The organism is Streptomyces sp. yr375, assembly GCF_900110755.1.
In the GTDB taxonomy this organism is placed as follows: Bacteria; Actinomycetota; Actinomycetes; order Streptomycetales; family Streptomycetaceae; genus Streptomyces.
Genome location: NZ_FOFF01000003.1, coordinates 345,033 through 366,466, shown reverse-complemented (window position 1 = coordinate 366,466; position 21,434 = coordinate 345,033). Strand labels below are relative to the sequence as shown.

At 71.1% G+C, this 21,434-nt stretch carries 19 protein-coding genes; 14 read left to right on the top strand and 5 right to left on the bottom strand.

Annotated elements, in window-relative coordinates:
• Positions 1 to 186 precede the first annotated feature (186 nt).
• Positions 187 to 1,161, top strand: coding sequence for an acyl-ACP desaturase (locus BMZ82_RS06020; protein ID WP_093772390.1), 975 nt, complete (start codon positions 187 to 189; stop codon positions 1,159 to 1,161).
• A gap of 193 nt (positions 1,162 to 1,354) precedes the next feature.
• Here BMZ82_RS06020 and BMZ82_RS06015 read toward each other — a convergent pair whose 3' ends face one another.
• Positions 1,355 to 1,600 (bottom strand): WhiB family transcriptional regulator, encoded by a 246-nt coding sequence (locus BMZ82_RS06015; RefSeq protein ID WP_177244403.1) that lies wholly within the window; start codon positions 1,598 to 1,600, stop codon positions 1,355 to 1,357.
• Positions 1,601 to 1,828: 228 nt separating this feature from the next.
• Here BMZ82_RS06015 and BMZ82_RS06010 point away from each other — a divergent pair, with 228 nt between their 5' ends.
• Complete coding sequence (locus BMZ82_RS06010; RefSeq protein WP_093772498.1) at positions 1,829 to 2,620, top strand: VOC family protein; 792 nt, start codon at positions 1,829 to 1,831, stop codon at positions 2,618 to 2,620.
• Positions 2,621 to 2,629: 9 nt separating this feature from the next.
• Here the strand turns inward: BMZ82_RS06010 and BMZ82_RS06005 are convergent, their stop codons facing one another.
• Positions 2,630 to 3,697: a LacI family DNA-binding transcriptional regulator gene (locus BMZ82_RS06005; RefSeq protein WP_093772386.1), complete on the bottom strand. Its 1,068-nt coding sequence runs from the start codon at positions 3,695 to 3,697 to the stop codon at positions 2,630 to 2,632.
• 80 nt (positions 3,698 to 3,777) lie between these two features.
• A complete protein-coding gene (locus BMZ82_RS06000; RefSeq protein WP_093772384.1) occupies positions 3,778 to 4,731 on the bottom strand; it encodes a multicopper oxidase domain-containing protein in 954 nt (317 codons plus the stop codon).
• 192 nt (positions 4,732 to 4,923) lie between these two features.
• Here BMZ82_RS06000 and BMZ82_RS05995 point away from each other — a divergent pair, with 192 nt between their 5' ends.
• Both BMZ82_RS05995 and BMZ82_RS05990 read left to right on the top strand, forming a co-directional pair.
• Positions 4,924 to 7,416, top strand: a complete 2,493-nt coding sequence (locus BMZ82_RS05995) for a ThuA domain-containing protein (protein ID WP_177244402.1) — start codon at positions 4,924 to 4,926, stop codon at positions 7,414 to 7,416.
• Positions 7,417 to 7,469: 53 nt separating this feature from the next.
• Positions 7,470 to 9,656, top strand: a complete 2,187-nt coding sequence (locus BMZ82_RS05990) for an OmpL47-type beta-barrel domain-containing protein (protein ID WP_093772496.1) — start codon at positions 7,470 to 7,472, stop codon at positions 9,654 to 9,656.
• Positions 9,657 to 9,688: 32 nt separating this feature from the next.
• On the opposite strand, the gene ligD is transcribed toward BMZ82_RS05990, so the two are convergent.
• Entirely contained in the window at positions 9,689 to 10,711 is a 1,023-nt protein-coding gene (gene ligD, locus BMZ82_RS05985; RefSeq protein ID WP_093772380.1) for a non-homologous end-joining DNA ligase, read from the bottom strand.
• A 278-nt stretch (positions 10,712 to 10,989) separates the two neighbouring features.
• On the opposite strand from ligD, the gene BMZ82_RS05980 reads away from it, so the two are divergent.
• From BMZ82_RS05980 to BMZ82_RS05970, 3 genes are all read left to right on the top strand, one after another.
• Entirely contained in the window at positions 10,990 to 11,622 is a 633-nt protein-coding gene (locus BMZ82_RS05980; RefSeq protein ID WP_256251778.1) for a hypothetical protein, read from the top strand.
• A gap of 107 nt (positions 11,623 to 11,729) precedes the next feature.
• Positions 11,730 to 12,812, top strand: a complete 1,083-nt coding sequence (locus BMZ82_RS05975) for an ATP-dependent DNA ligase (RefSeq protein ID WP_093772378.1) — start codon at positions 11,730 to 11,732, stop codon at positions 12,810 to 12,812.
• Between the two features lie 135 nt (positions 12,813 to 12,947).
• Positions 12,948 to 13,925, top strand: coding sequence for a DUF3048 domain-containing protein (locus BMZ82_RS05970; protein WP_093772376.1), 978 nt, complete (start codon positions 12,948 to 12,950; stop codon positions 13,923 to 13,925).
• Here the strand turns inward: BMZ82_RS05970 and BMZ82_RS05965 are convergent, their stop codons facing one another.
• Positions 13,926 to 14,396 (bottom strand): MarR family winged helix-turn-helix transcriptional regulator, encoded by a 471-nt coding sequence (locus tag BMZ82_RS05965; protein WP_093772374.1) that lies wholly within the window; start codon positions 14,394 to 14,396, stop codon positions 13,926 to 13,928.
• A gap of 216 nt (positions 14,397 to 14,612) precedes the next feature.
• Between BMZ82_RS05965 and BMZ82_RS05960 the strand changes: the two genes are divergently transcribed.
• From BMZ82_RS05960 to pcaD, 7 genes are all read left to right on the top strand, one after another.
• Positions 14,613 to 15,425, top strand: coding sequence for a CoA transferase subunit A (locus BMZ82_RS05960; protein WP_093772372.1), 813 nt, complete (start codon positions 14,613 to 14,615; stop codon positions 15,423 to 15,425).
• Positions 15,425 to 16,072, top strand: a complete 648-nt coding sequence (locus BMZ82_RS05955) for a CoA transferase subunit B (RefSeq protein WP_093772370.1) — start codon at positions 15,425 to 15,427, stop codon at positions 16,070 to 16,072. The genes BMZ82_RS05960 and BMZ82_RS05955 overlap by 1 nt, the downstream gene beginning before the upstream one ends.
• Positions 16,069 to 17,283 (top strand): thiolase family protein, encoded by a 1,215-nt coding sequence (locus BMZ82_RS05950; protein WP_093772368.1) that lies wholly within the window; start codon positions 16,069 to 16,071, stop codon positions 17,281 to 17,283. Before BMZ82_RS05955 ends, BMZ82_RS05950 begins: the two co-directional genes overlap by 4 nt.
• Positions 17,284 to 17,300: 17 nt before the next feature.
• Positions 17,301 to 18,074, top strand: coding sequence for a protocatechuate 3,4-dioxygenase subunit beta (pcaH, locus tag BMZ82_RS05945; RefSeq protein ID WP_093772366.1), 774 nt, complete (start codon positions 17,301 to 17,303; stop codon positions 18,072 to 18,074).
• A gap of 6 nt (positions 18,075 to 18,080) precedes the next feature.
• A complete protein-coding gene (gene pcaG / locus BMZ82_RS05940; protein ID WP_093772364.1) occupies positions 18,081 to 18,686 on the top strand; it encodes a protocatechuate 3,4-dioxygenase subunit alpha in 606 nt (201 codons plus the stop codon).
• Between the two features lie 89 nt (positions 18,687 to 18,775).
• Positions 18,776 to 20,086 (top strand): 3-carboxy-cis,cis-muconate cycloisomerase, encoded by a 1,311-nt coding sequence (gene pcaB, locus BMZ82_RS05935; protein WP_093772492.1) that lies wholly within the window; start codon positions 18,776 to 18,778, stop codon positions 20,084 to 20,086.
• On the top strand, positions 20,083 to 21,207 hold the full coding sequence (gene pcaD / locus BMZ82_RS05930) for a bifunctional 3-oxoadipate enol-lactonase/4-carboxymuconolactone decarboxylase PcaDC (RefSeq protein WP_093772362.1): 1,125 nt from the start codon (positions 20,083 to 20,085) through the stop codon (positions 21,205 to 21,207). The genes pcaB and pcaD overlap by 4 nt, the downstream gene beginning before the upstream one ends.
• The last annotated feature ends 227 nt before the right edge of the window (positions 21,208 to 21,434 follow it).

Below are 21,434 nucleotides of genomic sequence, written 5' to 3'. Positions count from 1 at the left end.
GACCTGCACATCCAGGAGCTGTCGGCACGGTCCGAATTGCCCAGCAGGACACGGCTGATCAGCGATCTTTACCGCGCCCTTAACCTACGGCTTCGTAACCTACGGTTTCGTAGCCTACGATCCCGTAAGTTCCGGTCTCGCTCGCCGGACGGTTCCGCTCCGCTTCACGTCCCCTCTGGAGAACCCGTGACGATCACCTCCCCTCACCTCGGTAGCCCCGCCGTCTGGACCGACGCCAAGCTGCTGTACGCGCTGGAGGAAGTGGTCGAGACGGAACTCAACCGGCACCTGAAGGTCACCAAGGACTGGATGCCGCACGAGTACGTGCCGTGGGGCGACGGCCGTAACTTCCCGGGCTTCTTCGAGGACGGCGAGGCCTGGAACAAGGAGCAGTCCAAGGTCACCGAGATCGGCCGGATCGCGCTGGTCGTGAACCTCCTCACCGAGGACAACCTCCCCAGCTACCACCACGAGATCGCCTCGCTGTTCGGCCGCGACGGCGCCTGGGGCACCTGGGTGCACCGCTGGACCGCCGAGGAGGGCCGCCACGGCATCGTCATGCGCGACTACCTGCTCGCCTCGCGCGCGGTGGACCCGGACAAGCTCGAAGCGTTCCGTATGCAGCACATGAGCGAGGGCTTCGAGTCGGACAACCGGCACTCGATGCTGCACTCGGTCGCGTACGTCGCCTTCCAGGAGCTGGCCACGCGCGTGTCGCACCGCAACACCGGCCACCAGTCGGGCGACCCGGTCTGCGACCGCATGCTGGCGCGCATCGCGACCGACGAGAACCTGCACATGGTCTTCTACCGCAACCTCCTGAAGGCCGCGTTCGAGCTGGCGCCCGACCTCACCATGCAGGCCGTGCGCGACGTCCTCGTCAACTTCCGGATGCCCGGTCACGGCATGCCCGGCTTCGAGCGGTTCGCCGCGCAGATGGCGATCGGCGAGGTCTACAACCTGCGCATCCACCACGACGACGTCATCCAGCCCGTGCTGCGGTTCCTGAAGGTCATGGAGATCGACGGTCTCGGCCCCGAGGGACAGAAGGCGCAGGAGGAGATCGGCCTGTACATGGGCGGCCTCGACTCGGAGGCGTCCAAGTTCGACGAGAAGCTGGCGATCCGCAAAGCCCGTATGGCGGCCCGCGCGGCCGGCTGACCGTACGCGGCACCGCAGGACCTCGCTGACGGCCCGCACCGGGAATCGCTTTCCCGGTGCGGGCCGTTCGCTGTCCGCGCGCCGGCGTCATGCCGCCGGATCCTGACCGCACCCCCGCGACGCGGTCTCCTGGATCCCTGGGCCGTCTGACTTCGCGGCCGACGTGACTTCGCGGCCGGCGTGACCGTGCGGGTCAGGGCGCGGTGCGCCTGATCTGGAGGCGTTCCTTCTCGGACAGGCCGCCCCAGACGCCGAAGCGCTCGTCGTTGGCCAGGGCGTATTCGAGGCAGGCGGGGCGCATCTCGCACATGCCGCAGATGCGCTTCGCCTCCCGTACGGAGCTGCCGGGCTCGGGGAAGAAGAAGTCCGCCCCGGTCTGCGCGCAGAGCGCTTCCCGCTGCCAGGCGAGGTCGGGTGTGGGCATCGTGTCGGTGTACATGGCGAGAATCGTGCCCGGCGGCGAAAAACGTTCCATCAACGCCGCATATACGTGCCCCGGCGAGGCCCCCGGCCGCCCCGATGATGGCCCGCCGGATGCCGCGACGCACGGCGGCGCGCGGCGGCGCGCAGCATCGGGTGGCACGCACGGCGTGCTCCGGCAGCGATTGTCAGTGGGCGGTGCAAGACTCGGCAGCACGGAGAACGGGACCGTCAGAGGAGGCCCATGATGCTCACCACCCACTTCGTCAACGGTGCTCCGAACTGGATCGACGTCGGCACGTCCGACATAGAGGGCGCCACCTCCTTCTACGGCGCTCTCTTCGGCTGGCGGTTCCAGTCGGCGGGACCCGACGCCGGCGGCTACGGCTTCTTCCAGTTGGACGGGAAGACCGTGGCGGGCGGCATGCAGACGACGCCCGAGCAGGGCCCGCCGTCGTGGACGGTGTACTTCCAGACGCCGGACGCGCAGGCCACGGCCAAGTCGGCCGAACAGGCCCACGGCAGGGTGTTCTTCCCGCCGATGGACGTGATGGGCAAGGGCACGATGGCGGTCCTCGCCGACCAGGCGGGCGCGTCGTTCGGCCTCTGGCAGCCGGCGCTGACCAAGGGCGTGGACGTGGCGAACGCGCCCGGTTCCCTGTGCTGGGTCGAGCTGTACACGCCGGACGTCGCCGCGGCGGCCGCCTTCTACGACGCGACGCTGGGCCTGGAGACCTCGGCCGTGCCCTTCCCCGGCGGCACGTACACCTGCCTGAACCCCGCGGGCGCCGGGGAGGAGTCGATGTTCGGCGGGATCATCCCGCTGGCCGACGATCCGACGGAGGCCGAGTCGGGGCCGTACTGGCTGCCGTACTTCGAGGTCACCGATGTGGACGCGATCGTCGCCAGGGCACAGGAGTGGGGCGGCGGGGTGCGGATGCCCGCCATCGACGTGGAGAGCGTCGGCCGTATCGCCAAGCTCGCCGACCCGTACGGGGCACGCTTCGCGGTGATCAAGAGCGCGCAACAGCAGATGTGACCGACGAGGTCAGGCCGAGGTGCGGCGCACCAGGGTGGTCGGGAGGATCACGCCGCCCGGTTCGTCGTCGGTGGTGACGGCGTCGGTGGCGGGGTCGGTGATGGCGGCGTCGGTGGTGTGTCGGTCGAGGCGGCGCAGCAGGAGGCGGGCCATGATCCGGCCCATCTCCTCGATGTCCTGACGGACCGTCGTCAGCGGCGGGTCGGTCTGTTCGGCGACGGGCAGCATGTCGTCGAAGCCGACCACCGCGACGTCCTCGGGCACCCGCCGTCCGCGTTCGCGCAGGACGCGCAGGGCGCCCGCGGCGGTGAGGTCGTTGGCGGCGAACACGGCGTCGACGTCGGGGCAGCGGTCGAGGAGCTCGCGCATGGCCCGCTCGCCGCCGCCGGGGGTGAAGTCGCTCTCGACGACGAGCCGCGGGTCGACGTCGCCCATGACCTCCCGGTAGCCGTCGAGCCGGTCCGCCGCGGACGTCTGGTCGAGGGGGCCGGTGAGATGCCCGATACGGGTGCGTCCGAGGCCGGCCAGAAGGCGTACGGCGTCGCGGGCACCGCCGCGGTTGTCGCTGTCGACGTACACCGCGTCCCGCGTGCCGTCGCTCCAGCCGGGCCGCCCGCCGAACACGGTCGGCACACCGGCGCCCTGGATCAGACCGGGGAGCGGGTCGTCGAGGTGCAGGGAGAAGACCAGGGCTCCGTCGACATGGCCGCCGGCCAGGTAGCGGGCGACCCGGGCGTGGTCGTCGCGGCCCTCGGTGAGCAGCAGCACGAGCTGGTTGTCGTGGGAGGTCAACTCCTTGCTGATACCGCGGAGTTGGAGTGCGAAGAAGGGGTCGGCGAAGACCCGGGTCTCCGGTTCGGCGATGACGACCGCGACCGCGCCGTGCCGCCTCGTCACCAGGCTGCGCGCGGCCTGGTTGGGGACGTACCCGAGCTCCTCCACGGCCCGTCGCACCCGCTCGACGAGCGGTTCCCGGACGCCGTCCGCGCCGTTGACGACCCGTGACACGGTCGCCCGGGAGACTCCCGCCCGCGCGGCCACCGCCTCCAGCGTGGGACGCGGCACTGTCTCGGTCACTTCGGAGCTCCTCCTGGCCGGCTGCCGCTCAGGATAGCTCTGGGTGAGGGCCCGGGAGGGGGCGCTCTCGGCGTCGGGCCTCAGTGCGCGTGCGGCTCGTACCCGGGGATCGTGCCGTCGGGTTTCCTCACCAGGAACAGTCCGACCATGCCCATGTCGGAGTGGCTCTGCACATGGCAGTGGTACATCCACGCGCCGGCGCCCACGCCCTCCCCCGCGAGCACCTGGAAGCCGAAGGAGTCGGCGGGCCCCACGATCTTGTTGTCGACGACCTGGCTGGGGTCGTCGGGGCCGGTGAGCAGGCCGGTGCGGTTGTCGGCCCAGCGGTGACCGTGCAGGTGGAAGGTGTGGTAGTACTCGCCGTGCGTGATCATCACGAACTCGACCCGGTCGCCCACCGTCGCCTCGAAGTCGGGGCCCTGGTGGCCCGCGTGGGCGGGTCTGTTGTTGATCGTCATGTCGTTGAAGACGATCGTGTGGGTGGCGTCGGGCAGGATGTCGCCCTTGCGCCGGACGATCACCGGCCCGTACAGGCCCTTGCGGATGCCGCCCGTGCCGTGTTCGGTTCCGACGACGTGGTCGTGGTAATGCCAGTAGCCCGCGCTGCCCGCGCGCCAGGTGCCGTCGGTGCGGCGGCCGGGGGCGTGGGTGCGCCAGGTGTAGGTGCGGGTGCCGCCGGGTTCGACGTCGCTCCTGTTCAACTTCGTTCCGTCGCTGGACACTTCGTAGTCCAGGCCGTGGACGTGCAGACTCGCGGCCACGTCCAGGGTGTTCCGCACCTCGATGTGGAGGGTGTCGCCCTCGTCGAGTTCGATGAGCGGCCCCGGGACGGTCGCCTTCCCCGGCTCCACGCCGTAGCCCAACTGCCCGTCGGCGAGCTTCTCGACGTACAGCGTGAGGTGCCTGACCGCTCCCCCGGCCGACGCGGTCCTCGCCGGCCGGTCGGCGCTCACCGCCTCCGACGCCAGGGACAACGAGGTCGCGGCGGCGGCACCGCCCAGCAGCACCCGCCGGTTGAACCCACGCCTGTCCATGCCGAACTCCCCACCCTGGTACGGGATTTACGCGGAAGACGAGTCTGTGACGAATCTGTGCGACGGTACCGGTCGCTGCGCCGTTCCTCCACACTCAGGACAAAGTTCGTGCCATTGCGGTCATAGGTATTGGCCGGTCGCGCAAAGGGGTCTAGCTTCCTTGGCGCTGCCGCTGTGACCGAGGAGGTGCCCATGCGCTTACGAGGGTTGAGCACGAGAACACGCATCCGGGTGACGACCGTGGCGTGCGGGACGCTTGTCGCCGGCCTGCTGTCCGCCCCTGCCGCGGACGCCCGCCCGGCCCCGGATCCACCACCGACAACGATGTCCGTGAAGACGGTGTCCGTGAAGTCGCCGCCGGGCGGCGCGAACGTACGGGTGCTGATCTTCCACGGATCGGCCGCGGCCGGGGACGAGTCTCCGGTCGTCAACGCCGGTATCGAGGCCGTCGAACGGATCGGTCTGTCCGGTCCGGCGGACGGCCGCTTCGCGGTCGAGGCCGCGGACGACGCCTCGGTCTTCACCGACGGTACGAGAATGGGCAGTTACAACGCGGTCGTGTTCCTGACCGGGGGCGGTGACGTCCTCGACCCGGAGCAGGAAGCGGGCCTGGAGGCCTATATGGAGGCCGGCGGCGGGTTCGTCGGCCTCCATGACGCGGCCCGCGCGGAGCCGTACTCGGACTGGTTCACCGGTCTGATCGGGGCCCGTCCGGCCGCGTCAAGCCCAACAGCCGTACAGCGGGCGACCGTTGAGGTCGGCGACCGCGGGCATCCGGCGACCGAGGAGCTTCCTCTGGAGTGGAAGCGCCCGGACCTGTGGCCGAACTGGGTGAAGAACCCGTCCGGCGAGGTGCACACCGTGGCCCGGGTGCGCGAGTCGACGTACCAGCCGGGCGCGAGCGCCAACGGCGCTGACCATCCCGTCAGTTGGTGCCGCGACTACGACGGCGGCCGGTCCTTCTACACGGGCATGGGCGGCACGGTGTCGTCGTACGACGAGACCGACTTCCGTGCGCATCTGCGCGGCGCGCTGCTGTGGACGACGCGGCTGGCGCGGGCGGACTGCAAGGCGACCATCACCGGGAACTACCGGGCCGAGCGGCTGACGCGGCCCAACCAGGCCGGGCAGAACGACCAGATCGGCGAGCCGCACGGGCTGGTCACCGCGCCCGACGGCCGGGTCCTCTACATCGGGCGGGGCGGCGCGGACTCCTCCCAGCCGGTGATCACCGACTGGAACAACCCGGACGTCGGCAAGGGCAAGGGCCAGGTCCACGTCTACGATCCGGCGACCAAGAAGGTCACGCTGGCCGGGGAGTTGACGGTTTTCGGCAACAAGGGCGGGGGCGACGAGCTCGTCAAGGTCGAGGAAGGGCTCCTCGGCATCGAGCTCGATCCGCGCTTCGCGCAGAACGGCTGGGTGTATCTGCACTACACGCCCCATTCGGGCGTCAACCGTGAGACGCGGATGGCCGAGCGGCGCGTCTCCCGCTTCACACTCGACCGCGTCACGAACCGGCTCGACCTGGGCAGCGAGAAGGTGCTGCTCAAGTGGCCGGTACAGGTGCACAGTTGCTGTCACGCCGGGGGCGGGCTGGCCTGGGACTCGAAGGGCAACCTGTACATCGCCACCGGTGACAACAACTCCAGTGGTTTCAGCGACGGTTACTCCGGCAACAACCCGCAGCCGAACTTCCGGGGCGTGTCCTTCGCCGACGCGCGCCGCACGGCCGGCAACACCAACAACCTCAACGGCAAGATCCTGCGCATCCATCCGGAGCCCGACGGCACGTACACGCTTCCGGCGGGGAACCTCTTCACGGGCCGGGAGACCGAGGAGGGCGGCGGCAAGACGCGCGGCGAGATCTATGTGATGGGTGTCCGCAACCCGGCGCGGATCTCCGTCGACCGCACGACCGACGTCCTGTACGCGGGGTGGGTCGGTCCGGACGCGGGCGAGCCGTCGCCGACGTGGGGACCGGCGAAGTACGACACGTTCGCCGTCATCACCCAGGCGGGCAACCGGGGTTGGCCGTACTGCATGGGCAACAAGCAGCCCTACCGGGATCGTAATCTGCCGGATCCTTCGCAGCCGCTGGGCTGGTACGACTGCGACCACCCGAAGAACGAGTCGCCCAACAACGACGGCCTGGTCAACCTGCCGCCGGTGACCGGGAACAACATCTGGTACGCACCTCAGGGCGGCGCACCCGACTACCCGCGTGACGCCGCCGGCATTCCCTCGTACCGCAAGGACCAGGCCACCTACCGGCTGCCGTGGCTCAAGGGCGGCGGGCAGGCCGCGATGAACGGGCCCGTGTACCGCTACGACGCGACGAGCGCGAGTGCGGCCAAGTGGCCCGCTTACTGGGACGGCAAGTGGTTCGTCGGCGACTTCTACGACGCCGACCAGCCGCGCAACGCGGTCGTCATGGACCCGAGGACGCAGGGCGCGGGCGGTCTGCCGGTGCACTCCGAGTCACTGAAGAAGATCGTGCCCGTCGGCAACGACGGCATCAAGAACCTCATGGACTGGAAGTTCGGCCCGGACGGCGCTCTGTATGTCCTCGACTACGGCCGGGGGTTCTTCACCTCGGACGCCAAGTCGGCGCTGTGGAAAGTCACTTACACGGGCGGCGGTCCGACACCGGCCGCCGGGCAACTGGCGAGGGGGGAGCAGTGACACGGCGAACACGGCAACGAAGAGGAAGGGTGTGGACGGCCCTGTTGGCCGCCATGCTGATGCTCCTCGGGCTACAGGCGGTGCCCACCGCCGCCGCACGGCCCTCGGCGCAGCCGAAAGCCGATGCCGCCGTCGCCGCGCAGACGCTCACCTGGACCGCCGGCGACGACATCACCCGGTACGTTTCGGCGCCGACCACGGCGGTGGCGGGTCGGGCGACGTTCGTGTTCGAGAACAGCGTGGCCACCGGCAACACCACCGGCATGCCCCACACGTTGACATTCGTGACGAACGATCCCGAGTTCAACGACGACGTCACGGTGAACATCCTGGCCAACCCGAACGACGACCTGGGCGGCCGTCACACCGCCGAGGTCACCCTGACCCCGGGCCGCTACTTCTACCACTGCACGATCCCCGGCCACGGCCAGATGCAGGGCATCCTCGTGGTGAGCGAGGGCGGCGGCGAGGACACGACCCCGCCCGAGACGGCGGCGCGGGTCACCGGTACGCAGAACACGCAGGGCGCGTACGTCGGTTCGGCGAGTGTCGCACTCAGCGCGACGGACGACGGCGGGTCGGGGGTCGACGGTATCCAGTACGCCGTCGACGACGATCCGGGCGACTGGATCCCGTACACCGCACCGGTCGTCGTCGACCAGATCGGCGGCCACCGGATCCGGTACCGGGCGTTCGACAAGGCGGGCAACGTGTCCGCCGAGAAGACCGTCACGTTCACGGTAGTCGCCCCGCCCTCCGACGACACCGCGCCGCCGGAGACCTCGGCGACGGTGACCGGTGAGCAGAACGCCGACGGAGCGTACATCGACATGGCGACCGTCACCGTGTCCGCATCGGACACCGGGTCCGGCGTCAACACCATCGAGTACGCCGTCGACTCGGGGACCGGTTCCGGGGCCTGGGAGCCGTACGCCACCCCCGTGATGGTGCACCAGGTGGGCGTTCACACCGTGCGGTACCGGGCCACCGACAAGGCGGGCAACGTGTCCGCCGAGCGGAGTGTCCGGTTCACGGTGGTCGCGGCGACCCCGCAGGACACCACGCCCCCGGTGACCGGTGTGACGGTCGAGGGGACGAGGAACTCCGACGGGGCGTACGTCGGCAGCGCCAGGGTGACCGTGAGCGCGACGGATGCGGGCGGGTCGGGTGTCGACCGGATCGAGTATTCACTCGACAGTGGACCGTATCTTGCGTACGGCATCCCGGTGACGGTCGACCGTGCGGGCCCGCACACCCTCGCCTACCGGGCCGTCGACAAGGCGGGCAACACCTCCGCCGCGCGCACGGTGACCTTCACGGTGGTGTCGAGCCAGGTCCCGGCCCCCAACTGCCCCGAGTACGACGAGCGGTTGACGGTCGTCGTCGGCACGGTCGACTCCGGGGTGCCGAACCGGTTGACCGACAGCCGGTGCCGGATCAACGAGTTGATCGAGGACGAGAAGGAGTGGACGTCCCACGCGCTGTTCCTCAAGTATGTGACGACGGTCCTGAACGGGCTGCTCGCCGAAGGGGTCGTCGACCAGCGCGAGTTCGACGCGATCGAGCAGGCCGCCGGCCGGTCCGGGATCGGCGAGCCCGGCCAGACCGAGGGCTACCGCGCGCTCCTCGACGGGAGCGCGGCGTCGTTCGCGCGCTGGCAGCAGGTGGGCGGCGGCTCGTTCGCGCGCAACGCCGACGGGTCGATCACCTCCGGTACGACGCGCGACGGGCTCGGCATGCTGTGGTTCCCGCAGCGCAAGTACGGCGACTTCTCACTGAAGCTCCAGTGGCGCGACGACGCCCCGGGCACCGGCAACGCCAACTCCGGTGTGTTCGTGCGCTTCCCGTGGATCCACGAGCACCCCGAGGAGCCGCGGCCGGAGTGGGTCGCCATCAAGTACGGCCACGAGGTACAGGTTCTGGACCGGCCGGACGGCGACCTGTACAAGACGGGGTCGGTGTACGGCTTCGACCGAGTGGGACTCGCCGGGGCCGGCGTCACCCAGAAGGGCACCTGGAACGACTACGAGATCAGGGTGGTCGGCCAGCACTACTCGGTCTACCGCAACGGCGTGCTGATCAACGAGTTCGACAACATCGGCGGCCAGGAGTTCGTCCCGCCACGCGCCGACGACCCGGGCACCGACGGACGGCGCTTCGCCTCCGGCTACATCGGGCTGCAGGTGCACAGCGCGACGGACGTCGTCTCGTACCGGGACATCCGGATCAAGGAGCTGTAGGGCAGCGGAGCGGGTGAAAGAGGAGGCGCCGGCTAGGACGGGGGCGTCTCCTTCTTCGCCCGGCTCGGCTGCACCCGCTTCGGCTCGCCCGGCATCTTCGGGTACTCCGGCGGGTAGGGCAGGTCGCCGAGGCCGTGGTCGTGTTCGTCGCGGCGGGCCAGTTCGAGGAGGGCTTCGAGGGAGAAGGCGTGGTCGTCCATGTCGGCGTGCACGTCGCCGAGTTGGGCGTAGCGGGCCGGCATGGTCGCGAGGTCGAAGTCGGCGGGGTGCGCGTCGCCGACCTCCTCCCAGCGCAGCGGTGCCGAGACGGGGGCGTGCGGGCGTGGTCGTACCGAGTAGGCGGAGGCGATCGTGCGGTCGCGGGCGGTCTGGTTGTAGTCGACGAAAATGCGCTCGCCGCGCTCCTCCTTCCACCACTTGATCGTCACCTGCTGTGGCATCCGCCGTTCCAGCTCCCGGCCGACGGCGATGGCGGCGCGCCGTACCTGGGTGAAGGTCCAGCGGGGTTCGATCGGCACGAAGACGTGCAGACCGCGACCGCCGGAGGTCTTGGGCCAGCCGCGCAGACCGCCGAACTCGTCGAGGACGGCGCGTAGTTCGTGGGCGGCGCGCACGGCGTCGTCGTAGTCGGTGCCGGGCTGCGGGTCGAGGTCGAGGCGGAGTTCGTCGGGGCTGTCGACGTCGTCCCGGCGGACCGGCCAGGGGTGGAAGGTGAGCGTCCCGAACTGGGCGGCCCACAGGACGGCCGCCTCCTCCGTGGGGCACATCTCGTCGGCGCTGCGTCCGCTGGGGAAGGTGATGTGGGCGGTCGGGATCCAGTCGGGCATGTTCTTCGGCGCGCGCTTCTGGAAGAAGGACTCGCCGGTGACGCCGTCCGGGTAGCGCTCCAGGGTGGTGGGGCGGTTGCGCAGGGCGCGCAGGATGCCGGGGGCGACCGCCTGGTAGTAGCGGGCGAGGTCCAGCTTGGTGAAGCCGCGCTCGGGGAAGAAGACCTTGTCCGGGCTGGACAGCCGTACCGTCCGGCCGGCCACTTCCAGTTCCACCGCATCACCCATGCGAGCCACGGTAGACACACCGGTGCCACCTCGCATCAGCTCGCATCGCCTCCCACGCCGGGCGGTCGGCGCGCAGAACCGGAGCAAGGATCTGCGGCGGAACCCGGAACCCATAGGAGCAGGATCGTGCCCCTCACCCGTGGGCGTATCCCCACGGGCGAGGGCCCACCGTGAACGCATCGCCCATTCAGGTCACAGAACCGCCACACACCCCACGCGCCATCGCAAGCCCTCATACGCTCACCCCCCACCGCAACTCGCGCCAATGGGGGGCACACATGGCCAATCGCAGAACCACCGCCGCCATCACGATCGGCATCCTCGTCCTCGGCGGCTCCGCCACAGCCTGCAAGGACACCACCACCAGCGGCAGCCCGTCCGGGGCGAGCAGCGGCACCGCCACCGGAAACAGTGACGCCAAGACGACCGAGAAGAAGGCCGTCCCCAGCTTCGTCGGCATGGGATTGCAGTCCGCCCAGGACACGGCTCAGGCCGCCGGGTTCTACGCGCTGAAGTCCCACGACTCCCTCGGCCGCGGCCGCAACCAGATCCTCGACCGCGACTGGAAGGTCTGCACCCAGAACGTGGCCGCCGGAAACACCGTGGCCACGGACACCGAACTCGACTTCGGCGCCGTGAAGCTCGGCGAGACCTGCCCCGCCAAGGACCAGGCCGCGCCCACGGCGGCCGGCGGGGCGATGCCCGACTTCAAGGGCAAGTCCGTGAAGGCCGCCCGGGGTGCCCTCGACTCCGGAACGTCGATCACGGTGAAGGACGCATCCGGCGACGACCGTTTCATCCTCGTCGAGTCCAACTGGCAGGTGTGCACCCAGCAGCCCGCTGCCGGCACGAAGCTGAACGGACAGCCCGTCGAATTCGATGCGGTCAAGTTCGGCGAGACCTGTCCCTGAACGCGCCGGGATCAAGCCAGTCGAGGATCTCGCCCTGCTCGATCCGCACGTGATCGTCCGGAGAGGCCCGGCAAGCGGACACCATGGACCGCTCGTAGAGTCGGAACATGGATCTGCCGGTGATGCCGCCCGTGAAACCGATGCTTGCGAAGTCGGTCGCGGGGATTCCGCCGGGTATGCAGTACGAGGCGAAGTGGGACGGGTTTCGGGCGATCGTGTTCCGGGACGGGGACGAGGTCGAGGTCGGCAGTCGTACCGGGAAGCCGCTGACCAGGTATTTCCCCGAGCTGGTGGCGGCGTTGCGGGAGCGGGTGCCGGAGCGCTGTGTGCTGGACGGCGAGATCGTGATCGCGCGGGAGGGCCGGCTCGACTTCGACGCGCTCACCGAGCGCATCCACCCGGCGGACTCCCGGGTGCACACCCTCGCCGAGCGGACCCCGGCGTCGTTCGTCGCCTTCGACCTCCTCGCGCTCGCCGACAAGGCACTGCTCGACGTGCCGCTGAGCGACCGGCGGGAACTGCTGGTCAGAGCGCTGGCCGGGGTCACCCCGCCCGTGCATGTGGCGCCGGCGACCACCGACGTCGAGGTGGCGCGGCGATGGTTCGAGGAGTACGAGGGCGCGGGTCTGGACGGCGTGATCGCCAAGCCGCTCACCCTGGGCTACCTCCAGGACGAGCGCGCCATGTTCAAGATCAAGCACGAGCGCACCGCGGACGTCGTCGTCGCCGGGTACCGCTTCCACAAGAGCGGGCCGGTGGTGGGCTCGCTGCTGCTGGGGCTGCACGACGACCGGGGCGTGTTGCAGCACGTCGGGGTGTCGGCCGCGTTCCCGATGAAGCGCCGGGCGGAGCTGGTCGAGGAGCTGGAGCCGCTGCGGATGGCGGACGCGGCGGGCCATCCGTGGGCGGCCTGGGGGGACGAGGCCGCGCACGAGACGGCCCGGCTGCCCGGAGCGCCGAGCCGCTGGTCGGGCAAGAAGGACCTGTCCTGGGTGCCGCTGCGGCCCGAGCGGGTGGCCGAGGTGGCGTACGACCACATGGAGAACGGGGCGCGGTTCCGGCACACGGCCCGTTTCCGCCGCTGGCGACCGGACCGCACCCCGGAGAGCTGCACGTACACGCAGTTGGAGGAGCCGGTGCGCTACGACCTTTCGGAGATCCTCGGGACGGCGCCATCCGGGGAGCACTGACGCACCCGCACGGCGTCGTCCGACGCTGACACAGCGGAGAGAACGGGAACAGGGGTGACCAGGATGGTCACAGACCGGTCGAATCGCCCGAGTCATCCGAGACGTACGGCCCGCGCCGCACGCACCGCACGCACCATGCGCACGGCGCACTCCGCGGCCACCGCCGCCCTGCTCTCCGCCGCCCTCGCCGTCGCCCTCGCCGCCGGCTGTACGTCGGGCGGGGAGCCGTCTACGCACGACGACAGCCGTAGCGCGTCGGAGCACCCCCGGCCGAGCGGCACCGGTCCCTCCGCCGCCGTCGGTTCCGTGCTCGCCGTGAAGATCGACAACGCGCCCGACGCCCGGCCGCAAACCGGTATCGACGCCGCGGACGTCGTGTACGCGGAGCAGGTCGAGGGCGGGCTGAGTAGGCTGATGGCCGTGTACGCGACCAGCCTGCCGAAGGCGGTCGGTCCGGTGCGCAGCGCCCGTGAGTCCGATCTGGAGCTGCTGCGGCAGTTCGAGCAGCCGGTGCTGGCGTTCTCCGGGGCGCAGGGCAAGCTGCTGCCGCTGATCGACCGGGCGCCGCTGGACGCCGTCACGCCCGATAAGTCGTCCGGCGCGTATTTCCGGGGTACGGACCGGGCCGCGCCGCACAACCTCTACCTGCGGCCGAACCGGCTGCTGCCCGCCGCGCCGGGCGCCGCCGCGCTGACCACGGGTTTCCGCTACGGCGCCGCGCCCGCCGGTGGCCGGGCGACGGCCTCGTACACCGTGCGGTACCCGGCGGCCCGCTTCACCTTCGCCTGGTCCGGGAGCCGGGACCGCTGGCTGCTGTCAACGGACGGTGCGCCGACGGTGACGGCCGGCGGGCAGCGGGTGGCACCGGCCACGGTGGTCGTGCAGTACGTGAAGGTGCGCGCGTCCGGTTTCCACGACTTCCTCGGCAACAACACTCCGTACACCGAGACGGTGGGTTCGGGGAAGGCGAAGGTGCTGCGTGACGGGCGCGTCTTCGACGTGAACTGGCAGCGGCGGACGGCCACGGACGGCACCGACTTCACCGCCGCCGACGGCACCCCGGTCGGCTTCGCCCGAGGCCAGGTGTGGGTGGTGCTCGCGACGGCGCCCTGATCAGGGTTGAGGGAAGGTGACCACGGGGTCCGCGGGGTTGCGCAGCCCCTCGGCGGCGTCCGAGACGCGCTGGATGAGCTCCAGGAACAGGGTCTGTTCGACGGTCGAGAGCGGGGACAGGAAGACCTGGTTCATCCGGGCCGTGCGCACGGTCAGCTTGCGGTGGGTGCGCACCCCGTCGTCCGTGAGGCGGAGCAGGAAACGGCGGCCGTCCTGCGGGTCGCGGACCTTGTCGAGGAGCCCGCGCCGGATGAGTCTGCTGATCACCTCGGCGACGGTGGAACGGTCGAGCCCGACCCGCTCCCCCACCGTGCGCTGGTCGAGCCCCGGCTCGGCGACGAGCGCGTTGAGGACCGCGAACTGCGGCGAGGTGATCTCCTCGGAGACCATCGTGTTCCACAGCAGGTAGTGCGCCTGCTGCAGCCGCCGGGCCAGGTGCCCGGGGTGGCTGGTGAGGTCCACCGCGGCCATGTGCGCTCCCGAGGTCGTCATCGAATTCGTACGTGTACTGAATGATTCTCCTCCCTTGACGCCGCCCCCGTCCAGTGGCAGCGTAGGGGAAACATCGCCGAAATGCTCAGTGCCCTGACTAATTTGGCTGACTGATTCGGCTGACGGATTCGCCTGACCGATGTGCCCTGACCAACGTGCTCTGCCTGATGGCTCGAACGAGATGGAGCTTCCCCGATGGACAAAGTGGTCCTCACGGCCGCCGAGGCGGTGGCCGACGTGCCCGACGGCGCCACGCTCGCCGTCGGCGGCTTCGGACTGAGCGGTGTGCCGAACGTACTGATCCAGGCTCTCTACGAGCGGGGCGTGGGCGGTCTCGGCGTCGTCTCCAACAACTGCGGGGCGATGGAGTCGGGCCTCGCGGTCCTGCTCGCCGCCGGGCGGATCGCCCGCGTGACGGGTTCCTACATCGGCGCGAACAAGGAGTTCGCCCGCCAGTACCTGGGCGGTGAGCTCGAGGTCGAGATGATCCCGCAGGGCACGCTCGCCGAGCGGCTGCGGGCCGGCGGGGCCGGCATCCCCGCCTTCTACACCCCGGCGGGCGTCGGCACGCAGGTCGCCGAGGGCGGGCTGCCGTGGCGTTACGACGGTGCGGGCGGCGTCGCGCTGGCCTCGCCGCCGAAGGAGGTCCGGGAGTTCGACGGCGTGGAATACGTGCTGGAGCACGGCATCCGCACCGACTTCGCGCTGGTCAGGGCGGCGAGGGGCGACCGGCACGGCAACCTGGTCTTCAACAAGTCGTCCCGGAACTTCAACCCCCTCTCCGCGATGGCCGGGCGGATCACGATCGCCGAGGTGGAGGAGCTGGTCGAGCCCGGCGAGATCGACCCGGACGCGGTGCATCTGCCGGGCATCTTCGTGCAGCGCGTGATCGCGCTGACCCCAGAGCAGGCGGCGGACAAGAAGATCGAGCAGCGGACGGTCTCCGCCCCGGCGACCGAGGCAACGGTGACCAAGGGCACGGCGACCGAGGGAACGGTGGGCGAGTGATGGGCTGGACACGCGAGGAGATGGCCGCCCGCGCCGCGCGTGAGCTGCAAGACGGCCAGTACGTGAACCTCGGCATCGGACTGCCGACGCTCATCCCCAACTACCTCCCCTCCGACGTCGAAGTGGTGCTGGAGAGCGAGAACGGCATCCTGGGCACCGGCCCCTACCCCACCGAGGACGCCGTCGACCCGGACCTGATCAACGCCGGCAAGGAGACCGTGACGGTCCTGCCGGGCGCGTCCTTCTTCGACTCGGCGCTCTCCTTCGGCATGATCCGCGGCGGTCACATCGACGTCGCCGTGCTCGGCGCGATGCAGGTCTCCGAGCGCGGCGACCTGGCGAACTGGGCGATCCCCGGCAAGCTGATCACCGGGATCGGCGGGGCGATGGACCTCGTGCACGGCGCGCGTACGGTCATCGTCGTCATGACCCACACCGCCAAGGACGGCAGCCCCAAGATCCTCACCGACTGCGCACTGCCCCTGACCGGGAAGCGTTGCGTGAACCGGATCATCACCGACCTCGGCGTCCTCGACGTCACCGAAGAGGGCCTGCTGCTGGTGGAGACCGCGCCGGGCGTCACCGTCGAGGAGATCACGGCGAAGACCGCCGCCAAGGTCCGCGTCGCCGAGGAGGTCCAGTCATGAGCGACCGCCTCAAGACCGTGTACGTCGTCGACGCCGTCCGCACCCCGATCGGCCGCTACAACGGCGCGCTGGCCGGCGTACGCCCGGACGACCTCGCCGCCCACGCCATCCGTGAACTCCTCGCCCGTACACCCGCGTTGGACCCCGCGCGGGTCGAGGACGTGTACTTCGGCAACGCCAACGGGGCCGGCGAGGAGAACCGCAACGTCGGCCGGATGGGCGCGCTGCTCGCCGGGCTGCCCACCTCCGTGCCGGGCGTCACCGTCAACCGGCTGTGCGCCTCCGGCCTGGAGGCGGTCATCCAGGCGGCCCGCGCGATCGCGGTCGGCGACGCCTCCGTCGCCGTCGCCGGTGGCGTCGAGTCGATGACCCGCGCGCCGTACGTGCTGCCGAAGTCGGACCGGGCGTTCCCGGCGGGGCCCGCCGAGCTGTACTCGACCACGCTGGGCTGGCGGATGGTCAACCCGCGGATGGACCCGCAGTGGACGATCCCGCTGGGCGAGTCCGCCGAACTCATCGCCGACAAGCACAAGATCAGCCGCGAGCGGCAGGACGAGTTCGCCCTGTCCAGCCACCGCAAGGCCGCCGCCGCGCAGGAGGCGGGCCTGTTCGACGCCGAGCTCGCGCCCGTGTCGATCCCGCGCCGCAAGGGCGACCCGGTCGTGTTCGACGCCGACGAATGCGTACGGGCGGACGCCTCGCTGGACGCGATGGCGCGGCTCAAGCCGTCCTTCCGGACGGAGGACGGGACGGTGACGGCGGGCAACGCGTCGCCGCTGAACGACGGGGCCGCCGCGCTGCTCCTCGTGGACGAGGAGGGGCTGAAGGCGACGGGCCGCGAGCCGCTCGCCCGCGTCGGGGCGAGCGGGGTGTCCGCGATCGACCCGCACTACTTCGGGCTCGCCCCCGTCGAGGCCGTCAACCGCGCACTCGCCAAGGCGGGCAGGGGATTTGACGATCTGTCAGTTCTTGAACTGAACGAGGCGTTCGCCGCCCAGGTGCTCGGCTGCGTGGCCGAGTGGCCCGAGTTCGACCCGGCGGTCCTCAACCCGCAGGGCGGCGCGATCGCCCTCGGTCACCCGCTCGGCGCGTCCGGAGCCCGGCTCGCCGGCACGGTCGCCCACCAGCTCGCCCGGCGGGGCGGCGGCGTCGGAGTCGCCACCCTCTGCATCGGCGTGGGCCAGGGCCTCGCCCTCGTCCTCGAACGATAAAGAACCCAGGAATCCCCATGACTCTCACGCAAGCCGACATCGACCAGGAGATCGCGGCCGAGCACGCCACGTACGAGAAGCGGCTCGCCGACGGCGCGCCCGTCGAGCACCAGCCGCGCCGCGACTACGCGCCGTACCGGTCCTCCGTCCTGCGCCACCCGAAGCAGCCGCCGGTCGCGATCGACGTCAGCAAGGACCCGGAGCTGGTGGAGCTGGCCTCCCCCGCCTTCGGCGAGCGGGACATCACCGAGATCGACAACGACCTCACCCGGCAGCACGACGGCGAGCCGATCGGCGAACGGATCACGGTGTCCGGCCGGTTGCTGGACAGCGCCGGGCGTCCGCTGCGCGGTCAGCTCGTCGAGATCTGGCAGGCCAACTCGGCCGGCCGCTACGCCCATCAGCGCGAGCAGCACGACGCCCCGCTGGACCCGAACTTCACGGGCGTCGGCCGCACCCTGACCGACGACAGCGGTTTCTACCGGTTCACCACCGTGCAGCCGGGCCCCTATCCGTGGCGTCAGCACGTCAACGCGTGGCGGCCGGCCCACATCCACTTCTCGCTGTTCGGCACGGCGTTCACGCAGCGGCTCGTGACGCAGATGTACTTCCCGAGCGACCCGCTGTTCCCGTACGACCCGATCATCCAGTCGGTGACGGACGACGCGGCCCGCCAGCGGCTCGTCGCCACGTACGACCACAGTCTGTCGGTGCCGGAGTTCTCGATGGGCTACCACTGGGACATCGTGCTCGACGGGCCGCAGGCCACCTGGATCGAAGAAGGGCGCTGACCAGCCATGACGAAGATCGACACGAGCCGTCCTGAGACGGTGCTGCCCACTCCGTCGCACACGGTCGGCCCCTTCTACGGCCACGCCCTGCCGTTCCCCGGCGGCGGCGACATCGCCCCGGTCGGGCACCCGGACACGATCACGCTCCAGGGCTGTGTGTACGACGGTGCGGGCAACCCGCTGCCGGACGCGTTCCTGGAGCTGTGGGGCGCGGACCCCGAGGGCAACCTGCCACAGGTCGACGGCTCGATGCGGCGCGATCCGTCCAGCGGCGGCTTCCTCGGGCGCAACGGCGTCGAGTTCACGGGCTGGGGGCGGGTCCAGACGGACGCCAACGGGCACTGGTCGGCGCGGACGCTGCGGCCGGGGGCGCGCGGGTCGAGCGCCCCGTATCTGAGTGTGTGCGTGTTCGCGCGCGGGCTGCTGGTGCACCTTTTCACCCGGATCTACCTGCCCGGTGACGAGGCCGCGCTGGCCGCCGACCCGCTGCTGGCGCGGGTGGACCCGGCGCGCCGCGACACGCTGATCGCCACGGACGGCCCGCTGGGCACCTACCGTTTCGACATCCGCCTTCAGGGCGAAGGCGAGACGGTCTTCCTGGAGTTCCAGTGACACCACCTGCCCCACCACCCGAAGTCCCGTCCGAGGTCCCGTCCGAGGTCCAGTCCGAGGTCCCGTCCGAAGTCCGGTCCGCGTCCGGGCTGCTCGCGCCGGGGTGGAGCGGCTCCCCCGTCGCCGCCGCGACCGCCGACGACGCCTATCTGCGGGCACTGCTCGACGCGGAGGCCGCCCTGACCCGCGCCCAGGAGACGCTGGGGCTGGCCCCGGCGGGGGCCGGCGCGGCGGTCACCTCGGCGGCCGACGGCGGCTTCGACGTGCGGTCCCTCGCGGAACGCGCCCGTGGCGGCGGAAACCCGGTGATCCCGCTGGTCGCCGACCTGACGAAGGCGGCCGGCGAGGAGTACGGCACGTACGTCCACCGGGGTGCGACCAGCCAGGACATCATGGACACGGCGACGATGCTGGTCGCGGTGCGCGCGCTCGGCCTCGTCCTGGCCGACCTCGACCGCACCCAGCGGGCGCTGGCCCGACTGGCCGCCGAGCACCGCGACACCCCGATGCCGGGCCGGACGCTCACCCAGCACGCCGTACCGACGGCCTTCGGGCTGAAGGCGGCCGGCTGGCGGTCGCTGGTCCTGGACGCCCGCGACCGGGTGACGGCCGTACGGGACGCGCTGCCCGCCCAACTCGGCGGCGCGGCGGGGACGCTGGCCGCCTTCACCGCGTACGGCGCCGTCGACGCGACCGCGCTGCCCGCCGCGTACGCCAGTGAACTCGGGCTGCGGGCACCGCAGTTGCCGTGGCACACCCTGCGGACGCCGATCGCCGACCTGGCCGGCTGCCTGGCCTTCACGGCGGGGGCCCTGGGGAAGCTCGCGACGGACGTCCTCACGCTGGCCCGCACCGAGATCGCCGAGGTGGCGGAGGGCAGCGGGGGCGGTTCCTCGGCCATGCCGCACAAGGCCAACCCGGTACGGTCCACACTCATCGCGGCCGCCGCCCGCCGCGCCCCGCAGCTCGCGGCCACGCTGTACGGGAGTCTGGCGGCGGAGGATGAGCGGCCGGCCGGGGCCTGGCACGCCGAGTGGGAGCCCTTGCGGGACCTGCTGCGGCTGACCGGCGGGGCCGCCCGGGACGCGGCCGAACTGACGGCGGGGCTGCGGGTGGACGCGGACGCGATGCGCGCGCATCTCGGCCTCACCCACGGGCTGATCGTCTCCGAGCGGCTGTCCGTGGAGCTGTCGGCCGTACTGGGCCGGGCCCGCGCCCGGGAACTCCTTACCGAACTCGCCCGGCGCACCTACACCGAGAACCGTCCGCTGGCCGAACTCCTCGCGGAACAGCCGGACTTGAAGAACATCGACGGCGTCGATCTCGACGATTTCACCGACCCCGTCCGCTACACCGGCTCCGCCGGAGCCCTCACCGACCGTGCACTGGAGCGACGTTGACCGAGAAGCTGCTCAACCACCGTGCCGAGGGGCCGACTTCCGCTCCCCCGCTGCTGCTGGGCCCCTCGCTGGGCACCTCGTACGCCCTGTGGGACAAGGTCGCGCCGGAGCTGTCCATCACGCACCGGGTGATCCGCTGGGATCTGCCGGGGCACGGGGGTTCGGCGGCCGACCTGATCGGCCCCGGGGCCACCGTCGGCGACATCGCGGACCTGGTGTTGGCGCTCGCCGACTCCCTCGGCCTGGAGCGGTTCGCGTACGCGGGCGTGTCTTTGGGCGGCGGAGTGGGTCTGCACCTGGCGCTGCACCACCCCGAGCGGGTCTCGTCGCTGGCGATGATCTGCTCCTCGTCCCACTTCGGCGGGCCGCAGCCGTGGCAGGAGCGGGCCGCGCTGGTGCGCCGGGAGGGGCTGGCGGGGCTCGCCGAGAGCGCGAACGCCCGTTGGTTCACCCCCGGGTTCACCGTGCCGCGGCTGATCGCCGACCTCCGTGCCGCCGACCCGGCGGCCTACGCCGCGTGCTGTGACGCGCTGGGCGCGTTCGACCTGCGCGAGCGGCTGCCGGAGATCACCGTACGGACCCTGCTCATCTCCGGGCGGCAGGATCCGGCGACGCCGCCCGCGCATCTGCGGGAGATCGCGGACGCGGTGCCGGACGCGGCGCTGGTCGAACTCCCCCGGGCCTCGCACCTCGCGCCCGCCGAGTGCCCCGAGGCCGTGCTGACCGTGCTGCGCACGCATCTCGACGGCGGGGCGAAGCGGGGCGTGGAGGTGCGGCGCGAGGTGCTCGGGGACGCGCACGTGGACCGGGCGCAGGCCCGGCAGGACGCGTTCACCGCGCGCTACCAGGACTTCATCTCGCGCTATGCCTGGGGCGAGATCTGGACCGACCCGACCCTCAGCCGCCGCGAACGCAGCATGATCACTCTGACCGCACTGGTGGCCCACGGCCACTACGACGAACTGGCCATGCACGTGCGGGCGGCCCGCCGCAACGGGCTCACGCCCGACGAGATCGGCGCCGTCCTGCTCCAGACGGCCGTCTACTGCGGCGTCCCGGCAGCCAACTCGGCATTCGCGACAGCCCAGCGGGTCCTCTCCGAGGAGAACGCCACCGACTGACGCCGGCGGCTCGTACCCGCAGGCGCGGCCGAGAAGGACAGCACCGGTTGACGGCGGCTCGTGCCCGCAGGTACGCGAACGGCTCGCCCGACTGACCGGGAAGCCGCTCGGCACCTGCGGGCGAACGCCCCGCACGCGACCGTCCCGCCACCTCCGGTCCTGCCCGGCGATGAACGGCACCGACTGACCGCGGCCCGCGCCCGCACGTACGCCAGCGGCTCGCCCGG

What these genes read in the sequence shown, in the direction of transcription:
- pcaG (WP_093772364.1), top strand. Translation starts at nt 18,081, where the DNA reads ATGACGAAGATCGACACGAGCCGTCCTGAGACGGTGCTGCCCACTCCG.
- BMZ82_RS05970 (WP_093772376.1), top strand. Translation starts at nt 12,948, where the DNA reads ATGCGCACGGCGCACTCCGCGGCCACCGCCGCCCTGCTCTCCGCCGCC.
- BMZ82_RS05975 (WP_093772378.1), top strand. Translation starts at nt 11,730, where the DNA reads ATGGATCTGCCGGTGATGCCGCCCGTGAAACCGATGCTTGCGAAGTCG.
- BMZ82_RS06010 (WP_093772498.1), top strand. Translation starts at nt 1,829, where the DNA reads ATGCTCACCACCCACTTCGTCAACGGTGCTCCGAACTGGATCGACGTC.
- BMZ82_RS05980 (WP_256251778.1), top strand. Translation starts at nt 10,990, where the DNA reads ATGGCCAATCGCAGAACCACCGCCGCCATCACGATCGGCATCCTCGTC.
- BMZ82_RS05960 (WP_093772372.1), top strand. Translation starts at nt 14,613, where the DNA reads ATGGACAAAGTGGTCCTCACGGCCGCCGAGGCGGTGGCCGACGTGCCC.
- BMZ82_RS06000 (WP_093772384.1), bottom strand. Translation starts at nt 4,731, where the DNA reads ATGGACAGGCGTGGGTTCAACCGGCGGGTGCTGCTGGGCGGTGCCGCC.
- ligD (WP_093772380.1), bottom strand. Translation starts at nt 10,711, where the DNA reads ATGGGTGATGCGGTGGAACTGGAAGTGGCCGGCCGGACGGTACGGCTG.
- BMZ82_RS05950 (WP_093772368.1), top strand. Translation starts at nt 16,069, where the DNA reads ATGAGCGACCGCCTCAAGACCGTGTACGTCGTCGACGCCGTCCGCACC.
- pcaH (WP_093772366.1), top strand. Translation starts at nt 17,301, where the DNA reads ATGACTCTCACGCAAGCCGACATCGACCAGGAGATCGCGGCCGAGCAC.
- BMZ82_RS05965 (WP_093772374.1), bottom strand. Translation starts at nt 14,396, where the DNA reads ATGGCCGCGGTGGACCTCACCAGCCACCCCGGGCACCTGGCCCGGCGG.
- BMZ82_RS05990 (WP_093772496.1), top strand. Translation starts at nt 7,470, where the DNA reads ATGCTGATGCTCCTCGGGCTACAGGCGGTGCCCACCGCCGCCGCACGG.
- BMZ82_RS05955 (WP_093772370.1), top strand. Translation starts at nt 15,425, where the DNA reads ATGGGCTGGACACGCGAGGAGATGGCCGCCCGCGCCGCGCGTGAGCTG.
- BMZ82_RS06015 (WP_177244403.1), bottom strand. Translation starts at nt 1,600, where the DNA reads ATGTACACCGACACGATGCCCACACCCGACCTCGCCTGGCAGCGGGAA.
- BMZ82_RS05995 (WP_177244402.1), top strand. Translation starts at nt 4,924, where the DNA reads ATGCGCTTACGAGGGTTGAGCACGAGAACACGCATCCGGGTGACGACC.